16 protein-coding genes are annotated in these 14,899 nt (G+C 72.7%); 7 read left to right on the top strand and 9 right to left on the bottom strand.

The window, feature by feature from the left end; all coding sequences use genetic code 11:
• Nucleotides 1-32: 32 nt before the first annotated feature.
• On the bottom strand, nucleotides 33-833 hold the full coding sequence (locus tag IE134_RS31790; protein WP_098016706.1) for a hypothetical protein: 801 nt from the start codon (nucleotides 831-833) through the stop codon (nucleotides 33-35).
• Between the two features lie 218 nt (nucleotides 834-1,051).
• Here IE134_RS31790 and IE134_RS31795 point away from each other — a divergent pair, with 218 nt between their 5' ends.
• Entirely contained in the window at nucleotides 1,052-2,101 is a 1,050-nt protein-coding gene (locus tag IE134_RS31795; RefSeq protein ID WP_189432463.1) for a phosphotransferase family protein, read from the top strand.
• On the opposite strand, the gene IE134_RS31800 is transcribed toward IE134_RS31795, so the two are convergent.
• Complete coding sequence (locus IE134_RS31800; RefSeq protein ID WP_189432465.1) at nucleotides 2,067-2,579, bottom strand: type III secretion system chaperone family protein; 513 nt, start codon at nucleotides 2,577-2,579, stop codon at nucleotides 2,067-2,069. The genes IE134_RS31795 and IE134_RS31800 overlap by 35 nt on opposite strands.
• A 46-nt stretch (nucleotides 2,580-2,625) precedes the next feature.
• On the bottom strand, nucleotides 2,626-3,978 hold the full coding sequence (gene mshA / locus IE134_RS31805; protein WP_030720459.1) for a D-inositol-3-phosphate glycosyltransferase: 1,353 nt from the start codon (nucleotides 3,976-3,978) through the stop codon (nucleotides 2,626-2,628).
• Between the two features lie 201 nt (nucleotides 3,979-4,179).
• Between mshA and IE134_RS31810 the strand changes: the two genes are divergently transcribed.
• From IE134_RS31810 to IE134_RS31820, 3 genes are all read left to right on the top strand, one after another.
• A complete protein-coding gene (locus tag IE134_RS31810) occupies nucleotides 4,180-4,965 on the top strand; it encodes a hypothetical protein (RefSeq protein WP_030720456.1) in 786 nt (261 codons plus the stop codon).
• Nucleotides 4,966-5,182: 217 nt separating this feature from the next.
• A complete protein-coding gene (locus tag IE134_RS31815) occupies nucleotides 5,183-6,268 on the top strand; it encodes a C40 family peptidase (RefSeq protein ID WP_189432467.1) in 1,086 nt (361 codons plus the stop codon).
• Between the two features lie 325 nt (nucleotides 6,269-6,593).
• Nucleotides 6,594-7,943 (top strand): PP2C family protein-serine/threonine phosphatase, encoded by a 1,350-nt coding sequence (locus IE134_RS31820; protein WP_030720450.1) that lies wholly within the window; start codon nucleotides 6,594-6,596, stop codon nucleotides 7,941-7,943.
• Here the strand turns inward: IE134_RS31820 and IE134_RS31825 are convergent.
• The 4 genes from IE134_RS31825 to IE134_RS31840 form a co-directional block, all read right to left on the bottom strand.
• Entirely contained in the window at nucleotides 7,925-8,260 is a 336-nt protein-coding gene (locus IE134_RS31825; protein ID WP_030720447.1) for a DUF2516 family protein, read from the bottom strand. The two genes, IE134_RS31820 and IE134_RS31825, sit on opposite strands and share 19 nt — an antisense overlap.
• Nucleotides 8,261-8,399: 139 nt before the next feature.
• Complete coding sequence (locus IE134_RS31830; protein WP_030720444.1) at nucleotides 8,400-9,101, bottom strand: hypothetical protein; 702 nt, start codon at nucleotides 9,099-9,101, stop codon at nucleotides 8,400-8,402.
• 35 nt (nucleotides 9,102-9,136) lie between these two features.
• The gene (locus IE134_RS31835) at nucleotides 9,137-9,622 is read right to left on the bottom strand and encodes a helix-turn-helix domain-containing protein (RefSeq protein ID WP_030720442.1); all 486 of its coding nucleotides are present in this window, start codon (nucleotides 9,620-9,622) and stop codon (nucleotides 9,137-9,139) included.
• Between the two features lie 129 nt (nucleotides 9,623-9,751).
• Nucleotides 9,752-10,930: an alpha/beta fold hydrolase gene (locus IE134_RS31840; protein WP_189432469.1), complete on the bottom strand. Its 1,179-nt coding sequence runs from the start codon at nucleotides 10,928-10,930 to the stop codon at nucleotides 9,752-9,754.
• 110 nt (nucleotides 10,931-11,040) lie between these two features.
• On the opposite strand from IE134_RS31840, the gene IE134_RS31845 reads away from it, so the two are divergent.
• From IE134_RS31845 to IE134_RS31855, 3 genes are read left to right on the top strand one after another with little or no spacing between them, the layout of a single operon-like run.
• Entirely contained in the window at nucleotides 11,041-11,895 is an 855-nt protein-coding gene (locus IE134_RS31845) for an alpha/beta hydrolase (RefSeq protein ID WP_030720436.1), read from the top strand.
• On the top strand, nucleotides 11,892-12,536 hold the full coding sequence (locus tag IE134_RS31850) for an HAD-IA family hydrolase (protein WP_189432471.1): 645 nt from the start codon (nucleotides 11,892-11,894) through the stop codon (nucleotides 12,534-12,536). The genes IE134_RS31845 and IE134_RS31850 overlap by 4 nt, the downstream gene beginning before the upstream one ends.
• Nucleotides 12,533-13,315, top strand: a complete 783-nt coding sequence (locus IE134_RS31855; RefSeq protein ID WP_189432474.1) for a phosphotransferase — start codon at nucleotides 12,533-12,535, stop codon at nucleotides 13,313-13,315. The genes IE134_RS31850 and IE134_RS31855 overlap by 4 nt, the downstream gene beginning before the upstream one ends.
• A gap of 50 nt (nucleotides 13,316-13,365) precedes the next feature.
• On the opposite strand, the gene IE134_RS31860 is transcribed toward IE134_RS31855, so the two are convergent.
• Both IE134_RS31860 and IE134_RS31865 read right to left on the bottom strand, forming a co-directional pair.
• Nucleotides 13,366-14,091 (bottom strand): TetR/AcrR family transcriptional regulator, encoded by a 726-nt coding sequence (locus IE134_RS31860; RefSeq protein WP_189432476.1) that lies wholly within the window; start codon nucleotides 14,089-14,091, stop codon nucleotides 13,366-13,368.
• Nucleotides 14,092-14,110: 19 nt separating this feature from the next.
• On the bottom strand, nucleotides 14,111-14,893 hold the full coding sequence (locus tag IE134_RS31865) for a TetR/AcrR family transcriptional regulator (RefSeq protein WP_030720427.1): 783 nt from the start codon (nucleotides 14,891-14,893) through the stop codon (nucleotides 14,111-14,113).
• Nucleotides 14,894-14,899 lie beyond the last annotated feature (6 nt).

Consider the following 14,899-nt stretch of genomic DNA (forward strand, 5'->3'; position numbering starts at 1 on the left):
GTGGATCAGGACAGAGGCGCCGCGGGCGTACGTCAGGCGAGCTTCCTGTCCTGCGCCGCCACGACCGCGGTCGGCAGCTCGAACTTCACGCCTTCGCCGCCCGCCGCCGCCAGGTTGAAGGCGAAGAACGTCGCCACGGTGCCTTCCTTGCGGAGCACCGCCAGCTTGAGCGGGACGGTGTCGCCGTCGTCCTCGCTGGTGACCGTCCAGGCTGCGGCCTCGTCGCCGCCGGTGACCTTCTCCTCGGCGATCGAGGCGATCTTCGTCGGCGTCTTGCCGACCGTGGCGGTGAAGCCGCCCGCGCAGTCCGCCGCGGCCTTCTTCAGCGTGGCGAACGCGTCCGGACCCGCCGCCCCCTCGTACGAGCTCAGCACGACCGCCGTGGACGTCAGGTCGAACGCGTTCTTGAACAGGTCCTCGGCCTCGCCCTCGCCCAAGTCCTCCAGCGACTTCTCGTCGGTCTTCTTCGGCTCGTCGATCACCTTGCGCTTCGTGGTGGCCACCGCCCCCTCCTGCGGCACGCCGGACATGGCGTGGGCGATCGGCAGGCAGGCCTCCTTGTCGACCTTGATGCCGTCCGCCGGGACCTCGTCGGCCGGTCCGGCCTTGGTGATCTTGGTGCCCTTCACGTCGCCCTGGGCGAGGGTGGCCTTCTCCAGCTCGGCGGCGGTGAGGGCCTTGGCCGGGGTCTTCGGGGCCGAGCTGCTGCCGTTCGCGGCGCCCTTCTCGTCCTTGCCGTCGGCGTCCGACGAGCCGCTGCAGGCGGTGGCCAGCAGGGCGAGGGCGGCCGCGGAGGCGGCGAGGGCGGTACGTCGTACGGCAGTGGCGCGCATGGTTCTTCTCTCCGGTTCGGTGAGCAACCGCCCCTCTTCCGTACGGCACTTCGACGCCGTCTGGGACGGGCCGTCGCAGTGATGCACACCTTACGATCGAACCCGTGAGCGAAGACCGGTCCGGCAACACCCTTCCGTGATCGTGATTCCGTTGTGATCATCCTGTGAATGCACTGTGCGGAAGGGCTGTACAACCCTCCCGAAAGGACGTCATCCGCGTGTCCGACCAGGCCCTCGCCGCCTCCCCTCTGCCTCGCGTCCTCGACGCCCTCGGGGTCGGCGAGCGCGACATCGCGTCGATCGCCCCGCTCACCGGCGGCACGTACAACACCGTCACCCGCGTCACGCTCGCCGACGGCCGCGACTGGGTGGTCAAGACACCCCCGCCGCACACCGCCGCCCTGCGCTACGAACGCGACCTCCTGGTCAACGAGGTCGCGTTCTACACCGCCGCCGCGCGGGCCGGCGGACCCGCGATCCCCCGGGTCGTCCGCAGCGAAGCGGATCCCGCCGCGCCGACCGGCGCGTACCTGGTCATGACCGCCCGCCCCGGCCGGCCCTGGCACGAGGTGTCCCCCACGGCGGACGACGGGGACGAGCCCCGGCTGCGCGCCGAACTCGGCCGGATTGTCTGGCAGTTGCACGCCACGACCGGGGCCGCCCCGTCCGGGTTCGGCTATCCCGCCGAGCCGTTCGGGCCGCTCGCCCCCACCTGGCGTAGCGCGTTCACGGCGATGACCGAGGCCGTGCTCGCCGACGCCGAGACCTACCGGGCCCGCCTGCCGTACCCCGTCGGCGACATCCGTACGCTGCTGGCGGGCGCCGCCCCCGTCCTGGACGAGGTGACCCGGCCCGCTCTCGTGCACTTCGACCTGTGGCCGGGAAACCTGCTGGTCACGGGCGAGCCGGGCGCACGCACGATCGGCGGGGTCATCGACGGTGAGCGGATGTTCTGGGGCGACCCGGTGGCCGACTTCGTCTCGCTCGCGCTCTTCGGGGACATCGAGCGGGACCGGGATTTCCTCGCCGGGTACGCCGAAGTCCGTTGCAGTGAACTGGAGTTCACGGATGCGCTCCGGACCCGCTATGCGCTGTACCGGAGTTACCTCTACCTCATCATGCTCGTCGAGACCGTTCCCCGTGGCGTCGGGCCCGAAGCCGCCGACGAGACCTGGGAGTTGGTCGCTCCTCATCTCGTCGACGCCCTGGATGCCGTACGCCTCGGGGCGGACATCAACTGTCGGACACACCTCGGGTCAGATGACTGAACGCGTCCAGGTTCCGGGTGGACTCGCCGCGCGCCACCCGCCACGCGTACTCCTTGCGGATCGAGCTCGCGAAGCCCAGCTCCAGCAGGGTGTTGAACGCCCCGTCGGCCGCTTCGAGGATCACGCCGAACAGCCGGTCCAGCTCCTCGGCGGTGACCACCGCGAGGGGGAGCTTGCCGACCAGGTAGACGTCGCCGAGCGAGTCGATCGCGTAACTCACCCCGAACAGGCGGAGGTTGCGCTCCAGCAGCCAGCGGTGCACCGCTGCGTCGTTCTCGTCCGGGTGCCGGACGACGAACGCGTTGAGGGAGAGGGAGTGCTTGCCGATGATCAGGGAACAGGTCGTCGACAGCTTGCGGGTGCCCGGCAGGGTCACGACGTAGTTGCCGCGCTCCGGGCTCTCCCATGCGAGCCCGGCATCGTTCAGCGTCGCCTCGATGACCTGGGCCGCTGCGGTTTCGTCCGGTACGTCAGCCATGCTGCGAGCCTACGACAGGGCCGTACGCCGCACGCGCCCGGCAGCCTCAGCCGTGGTGCGCCCGGGCCCGGCGGCGGTGGTCGCAGAGCGCGGCCGTGTACACGTCGGCGGTCGCCGACGCGGCCGTGTCCCAGCCGAAGGACTGGGCGTGCGCCGCGGCGGCCGCCCCCATCCGGTCGACCAGCTCCGGCGCGTCCGCGAACCGCCCGAGCGCGCGGGCGTACGCCTCCGGCTCGTGTCCGGGTATCAGGAAGCCGCTGACCTCGTCGCGCACCGCCACCGGCAGTCCGCCCACGGCCGCCGCGACGACCGGCGTACCGGTCGCCTGGGCCTCGATGGCGACCAGGCCGAAGGACTCGCTGTACGACGGCATGACCAGCACCGACGCGGCCCGGAACCAGTCCGCCAGCAGGTCCTGGCCCACCGGCGGACAGAACCGTACGACGTCGGCGATACCGAGCCGCGCGGCCAGCTTCTGGAGCCCCTCGGGCTTGGCGAGCCCGCTGCCGCTCGGCCCGCCGACCACCGGCACCACGATGCGCGAGCGCAGCGACGGGTCCCTCTCCAGCAGCACGGCCACCGCGCGCAGCAGCACGTCCGGGGCCTTCAGCGGCTGGATGCGGCCCGCGAAGAGCGGGATCAGCGCGTCCTGCGGCAGGCCGAGCCGGGCGCGCGCGGCGGCGCGGCCGTCGGCCCGGCGGAAGCGGTCGAGGTTGACGCCGGGGTGGACGACGGCGACGGCGGCCGGATCGGCGCCGTAGAAGCGGACGAGTTCGTCCGCCTCCTCGGCGGTGTTGGCGATCAGCCGGTCGGAGGCGTTCACGATCTGGGTCTCGCCGATGACCCGGGCGGGCGGCTCGGGGGTGTCACCCTCGGCGAGCGCGGCGTTCTTGACCTTGGCCATGGTGTGCATGGCGTGCACGAGCGGGACGCCCCAGCGCTGGGCGGCGAGCCAGCCGACCTGGCCGGAGAGCCAGTAGTGGGAGTGCACGAGGTCGTAGTAGCCGGGGCGCTGACCGGCCCAGGCCTGCATCACGCCGTGGGTGAAGGCGCAGAGCTGGGCGGGCAGGTCCTCCTTGGCGAGACCTTCGTACGGTCCGGCGTCGACGTGCCGGACCAGGACGCCGGGGGCCAGCTCGACCGCGGGGGCCAGGGAGCCGGTGGTCGCCCGGGTGAAGATCTCGACCTCGATGTCGATCGCGGCGAGGCGCTTGGCCAGCTCGACGATGTAGACGTTCATCCCGCCCGCGTCGCCGGTACCGGGCTGGTGGAGGGGGGAGGTGTGCACGGAGAGCATCGCGATGCGGCGCGGCTTGCGGGAGGCCCCGGAGAATCCTCCGGGGAACCTGAGCCGCGCGGCCGTCCGGGTGGAGCCGAGCCGGGAGACGTACTGGCTCACCTCGTCGGTCCTCCTCGATAGGGGCATGCTGCGGGGAAGGGCGTGGGGTCCCTCCGAAGGTCGCAACAGTGGAATGCCGCCTTTCATTTCCGCTTTGCCAAATCATTACGCGGCGCTCGGCGCGTCGCACCGCGCGCCCGTCCGGCCGGGCGGGGCCGGACGGAACCGGGTACCCCGCACCGCGTCGCATACGCTCGACCCATGCGCCAGCGCCCCATCGGCACCGCCACCCGCGGGACCACCAACCCGAACCGGCTGCGGCGCATGGACCGCTGGATCGCCGACGTACACGGCCCCGCCCTGCGCCGCGCCGGGACGCCGGTGGCCGTCGATCTCGGGTACGGGGCGGCCCCCTGGACCGCGGTCGAGCTGCTGGCCCGACTCCGTACCGCCGAGCCGCGCACCGCCGTGGCGGGGATCGAGATCGACCCGGACCGGGTCGCGGCGGCGAAGCCGTACGAGCGGGAGGGGCTGACCTTCGTGCACGGGGGCTTCGAGGTGCCCCTGGCGGTGCGGCCCCTGCTCATCCGGGCGGCGAACGTGCTGCGCCAGTACGACGAGGACCAGGTCGCCGAGGTCTGGGCGCGGCTGTGTTCCCGCCTCGACGCGGACGGGCTCCTGGTGGAGGGGACCTGCGACGAGATCGGCCGCCGGCACGTCTGGGTGGCGCTGGGGCCCGAGGGGCCGCGCACGGTCACCTTCGCGACCCGGCTCGGCTCGCTGGAGCGCCCCTCGGACCTCGCGGAACGGCTGCCGAAGGCGCTGATCCACCGCAATGTGCCGGGCGAGCCGGTCCACGCGTTCCTGCGGGACTTCGACCGGGCGTGGGCGGCGGCCTCCCCGTACGCCTCGCTGGGTGCGCGGCAGCGCTGGATCGCCGCGGTGCGGGCGGTGGCGGCCGACTGGCCGGTGACGGACGGCGTGCGGCGGTGGCGGCAGGGCGAGATCACCGTGGAGTGGGACGCGTTGCGGCCCGCCGGGCACTGAACTCTTCCCCGATCGGGCAGAGATCGCCCGCTCCGGGAACGCCGCGGGGGCATCGTTCGTCCCTGTGGGTGGGGATGACGAAGTGGCCCTGTGCGGGCGCTATGTGACGTGCCGGGTGCCGTCGGCCTCTGTTGCTTTGGAGGACGACATGGCACGATCGCGACGTTGCCGAAAAGTTACTGACGGTAAGTCAGATATGCGCCCGGAGGGGGAGCTCGTGAACCGACGCCACTGCGCCACGGCCGCCATCACGCTGGTCTGTGCGCTGGCCCTGCTGACGTCCACGGGCCAGGCCTCGGCCGCCCCGGTTCCGGAGCCCTCGCCCTCCTCGTCCTCCGCCCCGGCCGGCGCGCCGCAGCGCTACTCCAACGCGGACCTGGAGAAGGTCCGCGAGCAGATCGAGACGCTGTACCGGAAGGCGGGCGCGGCGACCGACGCGTACAACCTCGCCGAGGAGCAGACGAAGAAGCAGTCCGGCGAGATCGTGAAGCTGGCCAAGGCGATCGTCGACGGCCAGGCGCGTATCGCCGCGTTGAAGGACCGGGCCGGCGCCCAGGCCCGCGAGCAGTACCGCAACGGCGGCCTGCCGCCCGGTGCGCAGCTCGCCCTGAGCAACGACCCGAAGCTCTTCCTGGACGGGATCAACAAGGTCCGCCAGGGCCAGCAGGCCTCCAAGTCGCTGCTGGCCGAGCTGAACCAGACGCAGCAGGACCTGGAGACGTACACCCAGGACGCCAGCGCCAACTGGGCGAAGCTGGAAGCGAACCGGGTCAAGCAGGCCAAGGCCAAGAAGAAGATCAACGCGCAGATCAAGGCGGCGGAGAAGCTCGAATCGCGGCTGGAGAAGAAGGAGCGCGACCGGCTGCGCCAGCTGGAGCAGGACGCGGCGAACGAGGCGCAGACCGCCTGGCTCTCCTCCGGCGCGATCAAGGACGTCAGCGGCGAGGCGAGCGAGGCCGGAGCGGCGGCGGTGGCCTTCGCGACGGCGCAGATCGGCAAGCCGTACGTCTGGGGGGCCGAGGGCCCCGGTTCGTTCGACTGCTCCGGCCTGACCTCCCAGGCCTGGCTGGCGGCGAAGCGGCCGATCCCGCGCACCTCGCAGGAGCAGTGGCGGCTGCTGCCGCGCATCGACGTCCAGGACATGCGCCCCGGCGACCTGATCATCTACCACGCCGACGCCAGCCACGTCGGGATGTACGTCGGCGACGGCGCGATCGTCCACTCCCCGCGCCCCGGCCGCAACGTCACGCTGGCGGGCGCGGGCTCGATGAAGATCCTCGGCGTGGTCCGCCCGGACAAGTAGGGGACCCACCGGACCGGCAGGGGCCCACCGGGGTGACCGGGGCCCACCGGGGCCCCCCGGGGTGACCGGGGTGATCGGGGCCACGTGAGCGGGGCCACGCCGCCGTCCGTGGACGCGTGATGTTTGTCATGGGCGCTTCCGCCCCGTACAGCCGCCCATCGCGCCGGATCCGTGTCGGGACGCGGCTTATGACGGCGCATATGACAGGGGCCGATCCCCGCGCGCCATTCCGTTCCCCCACCGCGGACCGCTATCGTCCCCGACTGGCGGATCGTCGATCGTCGACCCGCCGCGCCCTCGGGGGGAGGGAAGGAAACCAGAACCGATGCCCGTACCCGTACCGCAGCAGCGCTCCGTGCCCGCTGCGGAGACCTCCCACGGCGACCTCACCCTGCTGGTGATCGAGGACGACCCGGCGGGCACCACCATCACCGTCCCCGAGCTCTCGGCAGCGGCCGGGACCCGGGTCCGTATCCGTACCGCCCGCAACCTCACCGAGGCGGCGCGGCTGCTCACCGACGACGTCGACTGCATCCTGCTGGACCTGGCCCTGCCGGTGGCGGGCTCCGACAGCGGCTCCGGCGACGGCCCCGCCCCCGGCCGGGCCGACGAGCTGGCGGCCCTCACCCACATCCTCCGCATCGCCCCGCTGCACGCGGTCCTGGCGCTGACCGCCGAGGACGACACGGAGCTGGCGGCCGAGGCGGTACGCGTCGGGGCGCAGGACTACCTCTTCCGGGGCGAGCTGGACGCGCGCGTCCTGAGCCGCGCCATCCGGTACGCCGTGGAGCGCAAGCGCGCCGACCTGGCCCAGTACCAGCTGACCGAGTCCCGGCTGCGCGCCCAGGAGAACGCCCGCCTGGAACGCGGCCTGCTCCCCACCCCGCTGCTGGACGGCTCCGGCCTGAGCTTCGCCGCCCGCTACCGCCCCGGGCGCAGCCGCGCGCTCCTCGGCGGCGACTTCTACGACGTCGTCCGCACCCCGGACGGCACGGTGCACGCGATGATCGGCGACGTCTGCGGCCACGGCCCGGACGAGGCGGCGCTCGGCGTCGAGCTGCGGATCGCCTGGCGGGCGCTGACCCTGGCCGGGCTGTGCGGGGACGAGCTGCTCTCCACGCTCCAGCAGGTGCTGGAGCACGAGCGGCAGAGCGAGGAGATCTTCGCGACGCTGTGCACCGTCGACATCGCGCCCGACGGGCGGCGGGCCGGGCTCTGCCTGGCCGGACACCCCGCGCCGCTGCTCGCCCGCCACGGCCGGCCGGCCCGGCTGCTCCCGTACGAGGACGGCGGCCCGGCCCTGGGGCTGCTGCCGCGCGCCCGCTGGCCGCGCCGCCAGGTCGAGCTGGGCGCCGCCTGGAGCCTGATGATGTACACCGACGGGCTCATCGAGGGACGGGTGGGGACCGGCGGCAGCGAGCGGCTCGGCCAGGACGGCATGGTCGCGATGGTCAACGGCCGGCTGGACGAGGGCCTGGCGGGCGAGGAGCTGCTGGAGGCGGCGGTCGCCGAGGTGCGGGAGCTGAACGGCGGTGAGCTGACCGACGACGTGGCGGTCCTGCTGCTGGGCCGCGATCCGGAGCGGATACGACGAGGGGGCGGCAGCGCACCGCGCTCCCGCCCCGCTTCACCCGTCGTCGCACGCCCCCTGGGCGTTCAGCGACCGCCGTTGTAGGGACCGTACGGGCCGTCGCTGCTGGAGCCGCCGCGGCGACCGCCGCCGCCCGAGACCGCCTTGAGCGCGGGGCGCACGTCGACCATGAACACGATCGACGCGACGACGCCCGCGAGCTGCAGGAACAGCATCGGGATGAGCAGGTTCACGGCGACGGCGATGCCGAGAATGATCAGCCAGAACGACTTCTTCTTCTTGTCGGCGGCACGGTAGGCGTCCTCACGGGCGGTCGCCGCGAAGACGAACGCGACCACGGCCAGCACCAGCATCGCCAGATAGAGCAGCTGGAGGAGTGAGCCGAATGCTGAGAGCAACATGCTGTGTACCGCCTAGTGAGTGGATGAGCGCCCTGCGGCCGGGAGGGCCAAGGTACCGGGACAACGAACCGGCCACCCCTAAAGGTGCCCGCCCCGCGTCCCGGTCACGCGTACCGCGTCGGGCAAGGACCCGTGCGGGTCACTTGCCGTCGGCCGGCGGGGTCTTCCTGGCCGCGGGCTTGCGGGGCGCGGGCGTCTTCTTGGCGGGCGCGGCCTTGGCCTCGGCGGACTTCACCGAAGCGGCGGGCGCGGCCTTCGTCGCGGCGGGCTTGGCCGGGGCGGCCTTCACGGAGCCCCCGGCGGCCGGCGTGCTCTTGGCCGCGCTCTTCGGGGCGGGCTTGGCCGCGGCGGCCTTGGAGGGGGCGGGCTTGGGAGCGGCCTTCGGCTCGGCCTCGACGACGGCGGCGATCTCGACGATCTCGTCGGCCGTCTCCCCGCGCCAGGTCCGTACGGTCTGCTCGCCGTGCTCGGCGACCTTCTCGTACGCCTCACGGGCCTTGATCGCGTACTCGGCGGCCACGCCCACACTGCGGAGCGCCAGGTCCTGAGCGTTCTCGCCGAGCTTCTTCAGATCGGCGGCGTCGAACGAGCCGAAGACCTCGGTGACCTTCGCCTGCACGGTGGCCTGGGCCTCCTTGGCCTGCGTGGTCACCTTCTCCTGCACGGCCTTGGGGTCGGTGTTGCGCACGGCGTCGATCCGCTCGGGCGCCTCGGCCCGCAGCTGCTCGATCAGCGCCGGCACCTTGCGCGCCTGCTGGACGGCCAGGTCGGCCGTACCGGCGGCGAAGTAGAGGGGGGTGGGGTCGGTGAGGGTCTTGCGCAGGTCATCGGTGATGGCCATGACTGTGGTCCTCCCGGATCACTCGGAACCAGCTGCTAGCTGTGAGGGTCGTGGTCTTTGGTGGTGCCCGTACCGGCGTCGTCGCCGTTACGGGTCCCGGCATCGCCGTCCGCACCGGTGTCGGTGTCCGCTGTCACGCCATCGGCGGAGCCGGCGTCCGCGTCGGGCCCGGGCGCGAATCCGTTCTCGCGGCGGAAGGAGTCGTAGATCTGCAGCAGAACGTTCTTCTGCCGCTCGTTGATCGACGGATCGGCCAGAATGACCGCCCGCGTCTCCAGCTCCTCCCGCTCCCGCTCGTCGAGGATCCCCGCACGGACGTACAGGGTCTCGGCCGAGATCCGCAGCGCCTTGGCGACCTGCTGGAGCACGTCCGCGCTGGGCTTCCGCAGACCGCGCTCGATCTGGCTGAGATACGGGTTCGACACCCCGGTGGCATCGGCGAGCTGCCGCAGCGAGAGCTGCGCTGCACGGCGCTGCTCCCGCAGGTACTCACCGAGATTGCCGACGTTGAGTGATGCCATGACTCGATAGTGCAACACCTCTGCTAACTTTTGCAAGCAGGCGCTTGCAAAAGTGTCGTGTGTCGCGGCGTGCGAATTCCCTACCCACCCGGCGGCTCGAAAAGACCAAGAAGCCCCACACGGGCGCGCTCAGGGTTCGAGCAGGAGCCCGAGTGCCCGCGCGAACTCCGCCGGCTCGGCGCTCGCGCCGAGGTGGTTGCCGGGCATGTCGATCAGAGGCAGCTCCAGAAGGCCGGCGAGCGCCCTGGTCGCCCGGCGCGCCATCTGGTGGTGGCTCAGCGAGCCGGCGCACAGCGTCAGCGGCACGCGGCGGACGGCCTCGACGTCGGGGGCGTAGAAGACCGTGGGGCCGGCCATCCGCCCCAGGAAGTAGCGGTTCTTGTCGAGTTCCTCGGCCGGCAGCGCGGGGAGCGCCATAGGCGCCGGAGGCTTCTCATCCGGTCCGGTGCGGTGAGCAGCGCCGCTGAGGTCGAAGAACTCCTGCACGGCCCGCTGAGGGTCGGCCTCCGCCACGCCGAACGCCGCCGCGGCCCGGGCGGCCAGGTCAGGGTCATCGAGGAGCGACACCAGGGGCGGTTCGTGCAGGACGGCCCGGCCGACCATGCCGGGATGCCGTCTGCCCAGCTCCAGCAGCGTCACGGCGCCACCGCTGGTACCGGCGAACAGGGCGGGTCCGCCGGTGAACCTGTCGACCAGTGCGGCGAGATCCTCGGCCAGGACCTCGGGCGTGGGTGCGGCCATCCCCGGGACGGCGCGGCTGTCACCGATACCGCGCGGGTCGTGGGTGACGACGGTGAACCTGCCCGCCAGTTCGTGCGCCAGCGCCGCGAAACCGGCCCGCCCGACGGGCGCGCCGACGAGGAACAGCAGCGGCCCGTCACCCTGAACGCCGAAGGCGATCGTGCAGTCGGGTCGTTCGAGGAGGTCCACCGGGCTCGTGATCCGGTCGCTGAAGTCCGCGATCTTCCGGGTGATGACGTCGAGCGCACGGTCCAGCTCCTCGCGCCGGTCGTGGATGCGACGGCGATGAGCCGTCAGCAGGTCCAACCGGAGCCCGGCCGGATCAGCCGCCTTGCCGTCGGCGCCGGTGAACTGCGCGATATCGGCCAGGGGCATCCCCGTCTCGCGGAGATGGACCAGCATGCGGATCAGCTCGACATCGGCCGTCGTGTACTGACGGCGTCCCGCACCGTCGCGCCGTGGAGACGGTACGACCCCCTGACGTTCGAAGTACCGCAACGTGTCGGGTTCCAGACCGATCGCGGCCGAGACCTCCGCGATACCGAACAGCTCATCTGCCTCACTCATGCCGCAAGCCTCGCCCCTGGACCTCGGTCCAGGTCAAGCGGGACGGAAGCCCGCGTCCCCGTCCCGTTCCTGGCCCTTGTCCCGAAGATCGTTCTGTTGGAGGCTGAAGCATGCAGAATCCACCGACTTTCGTCCTCGTCCACGGCGCCTTCGCCACCTCGTTCTCCTTCGCGCCGCTCCAGGCCGAACTCGCCCTGCTCGGGCACCGATCGGCCGCGGTCGACCTTCCGGGGCACGGCTTCGGGGCCACGTACCCCGCCGCCTACCAGACACCCCAGGATCTCGGTGCGCTGGCCGCCGAGCCGGGGGCGATCAAGGGCGTCACCCTCGCGGACAACGTGGCCCACGTGATCGAGGTCCTGGAACGGGCCAAACGGAACGGGCCCACGATCCTCGTCGCCCACAGCCGGGGCGGCATCACGGTCACCGCCGTCGCCAACGCCCGGCCGGACCTGATCGACCGGATCGTCTACGTCTCCGCCTGGTGCCCCGTCGATCTGGACGTGAACGACTACTACGCCGAGCCGGAGATGGCCGATGTCGACGCGGGAGCCCTGGCCCTCGCGCTCGTCGGGAACCCTGCCGAACTCGGGCTGCTGCGGGTCAACTTCCGTACGGCCGACGCGGCTGCGCTCGCCGCCTTCAAGCACGCGTTCGCGGCCGACCTCACCGACGACGAGTTCCGGACCTTCCTCAACACCTTCCAGCCCGACGAGAACCTCGACGTCGGTACGTCGGCCGACCGGGCGCAGGCCGCGACCTGGGGCCGGGTCCCCCGGACCTATGTGCGGCTGTCCGCCGACACCAGCCTTACGCCCGCCCTCCAGGACCGCATGATCCGCGAGGCCGACGCGCTCACGCCCGACAACCCCTTCGATGTCCGGACCCTCGAAGGCGGCCATCTGCGCTGGCTCGTCCGCCCGAAGCCGGCCGCCGAGCTGCTCGCCGGACTCGCCGGACTGTGACACCCGCCCCCGCCGACCGCGCCTTCGACGCCGTGCTCTGCGACCTCGACAACGTCATCCGCTTCTACGACACCGCCCCGCTCGCCGCCCTGGAGCGGGCCGCCGGACTGCCGGAAGGCACCACGACGGACCTCGGCTACGCGCCCGAGACCGACCTCCCGCTGCTCCTCGGCCGGATCACCCCGGACGCCTGGGTGGAGTCCATCGCGGCCGGGCTCACGGAGCGGGTGGGCGCGGAGCGGGCCCATGAGCTGGGGCGGGCGCTCGCGGACGCGCCGTTCCGGGCCGACGAGGAGGTGGTGTCGCTGCTGCGCCGGGCCAGGACCCACGTCCCGCTGGTCCTCGTCACCAATGCGACCCTCCAACTGGAGGCGGACCTGGCACTGTTGGGCCTGACCGATCTCGCCGACGCGGTCGTGAGCAGCGCGGTGGAGCAGGTGGCCAAGCCGGACCCGGCCATTTACCGCATCGCGGCCGCGCGGGCCGGCGTACCGGTGGAGCGGTGTCTGTTCGTGGACGACCGCCAGGAGAACACCGACGCGGCCGCCGCCCTCGGCATGACCACCGCTCTCTACCGCGAACCGGACGATCTGCGGCGGGCGTTGGGGGCCTGCGCCGAGGAGGCAGTCGTGGCCCCATGACCCGTGAGCCGGAAGTGCTGTCCGGCGGACTGGCCAACGCCGGCGCCGTCCTGCGCCACGGCGACACCGTCGAACGTCCCGCCCCGCCGCACGTCGCCCTCCTGCACCCCCACCTCCGGGCCCTCCGGGAGCGGGGGTTCGACGGCGTGCCCGTGCCCCTGGGAGCCTCCGGGCATCGTGAGCGGCTCTCGTACGTTCCCGGCGAGGTCGCCGTCCCGCCGTATCCGGAATGGGCCTGGACGGACGACGCCCTGCGCTCCGTGGGTGCGCTGCTGCGGCGCATGCACGACGCGGCGGCGGGCGTACCGTTCGACCGCGCCGCCGGCTGGCCCTCCGACCTGGCCGATCCGGAGGGGGCGGCTTCCGGCGCGTTGGTCTGCCACAACGACGCGTGCCTGGAGAACGTGGTGTTCCGGGAAGGGCGCGCCGCCGCCCTCATCGACTTCGACCTGGCCGCGCCCGGCCGCCCGGTGTGGGACGTGGCGATGGCGGCGCGTTACTGGGCGCCGATGCGGGGCCGGCCCGGTCTCGACCCGGCGCACCGCCTGCGCGTCCTGGCCGACGGCTACGGGCTGGGGCGCGCGGACCGGGCCGCCCTGCCCCGGGTGATCGAGCAGGCAACCTCGGTGTGCCGGGCGTTCGTCGAGCGGCGGGTGGAGCGGGGGGACGCGGCGTACACGGCGGCGTACCAGCAGAGCGGGCGTGCCGTGTGGGACCGGCACCAGGACTGGCTGGCGGACCACCGCCCCGCGCTCACCGCCGCCCTGCTCGCCGACTGATCACGGCCTCGCGCACGCACCGGCGCCCCGCTCACCGTCGGCCGCGCCCCTCAGCCGCGGGGGTGCGGCAGAGGTTCCAAGCCCGTCCGCAGCTGGACGAACGCCTCCTCGGCCGCCTGGACCGCCCCCGCGTAGATCCGGTCCGCGCTCTCCCCCGCGTCGATCCGCCGCCAGTTCTCCAGGGCCAGGATGCGCAGGACCGCGATGATCTGCCCGGCCGCGAGGCGGTCGGACAACCCGCCGCCGAGCGCGCGGGCGAGGGCCGCCTCGGAGCGGCCCTGGTAGGCGTGCAGGCGGGCGACCAGGGACGGTGTCCCGTACAGCAGGCGCAGGAACGCCAGCACCTGCGGTGCGTCGCAGAGGCCGGTCACCGGGTCGCGGCGGTCGAGGCCGTCGAGGAAGTGGCGGCGCAGGGCGTCCAGCGGGGTCTCGTCCGGGGCGCGGCCCGTGACCACCCGGGCCGCCTCGTCCTCGTGGTCGGCGAACCGGTGCAGGACCAGGTCCTCCTTGGCGGGGAAGTACCGGAACAGCGTCGGCTTGGAGATGTCCGCCGCGGCCGCCACCTCCGCCACCGACACCTTGTCGAAGCCCCGCTCCAGGAACATCGTGATCGCCGCGTCGGAGACCGCCTGGTAGGTCAGCCGCTTCTTGCGCTCCCGCAGACCGACCGGCGCCGGCCCGTCGCCGGAAGCGGAACCGGAACCGGAACCGGAAGGGGAAGCGGAAGCGGGGCCGGAACGGTCGCCGTTCGCGGGGTTCTCTCCGTTCATGACCATGAAGCGTACGCGCCTCGGCTCAAGCGGACTTGACGCCTCCGTCCGTCTTACGGATCAGCGCCTCCACCCCGTCCAGCAGACGCTCCAGCCCGAAGGTGAACTCGTAGTCCGGGTCGTCCGGCTCGCTCATCGCCCCGGACTCCAGCAGCCGGGAGATCCCGGGGTGCCGGGCGGGGTCGACGAGGCGTTTGAGGGTGCGCTCGTAGGACGCCGTCACCTCGTCGGGCGACACCCCGCGCGCGACCACGGCGGCGGCCAGGTCGGCCATCAGGACCGCCTCGCTGCGGACGAAGTTGGAGACCAGGAGGACCACCGAGGTCTTGTCGCCCTCGGCGAGCCCGCTGCCCTCCAGCGCCTGGATCCCCTGCTCCCACCAGGCCAGCGAGTTCGGGGTCGCGGGCGGGCCCCCGACGGGGATCCGGAGCAGCCAGAGGTGGGCGTGGAGCCGGTCCCGCTGCGCGGACGCCCACTCGGCGAGCGCCTCCCGCCAGCCCGCGCCGGACTCCAGGGCGGACAGCGGTTCCGGGGGGCCGAAGGCGGCCTCCTGCATCAAGACGTACAGCTCGTCCTTGGCGGAGACGTACCGGTACAGCGACATCGTGGAGGCGCCGACCTCCTGGGCGACCCGGCCCATCGACACGGCCGCGAGCCCGTCGGCCGACGCGACGTCCACCGCCGCGGCCACGATCCGCTCCAGGCTCAGGCCGGGCTTCGGGCCCTTCGCCGGGCGGGCCCGCAGCCCCCAGGCCGCCTCCAGGCTGGCCGGCAGGTCACCGCCGCCCGAGCTGCTCTTCTCCGCCACCGCATC

The sequence above is a fragment of the Streptomyces rubiginosohelvolus genome, from assembly GCF_014649875.1.
Classification (GTDB): domain Bacteria; phylum Actinomycetota; class Actinomycetes; order Streptomycetales; family Streptomycetaceae; genus Streptomyces; species Streptomyces rubiginosohelvolus.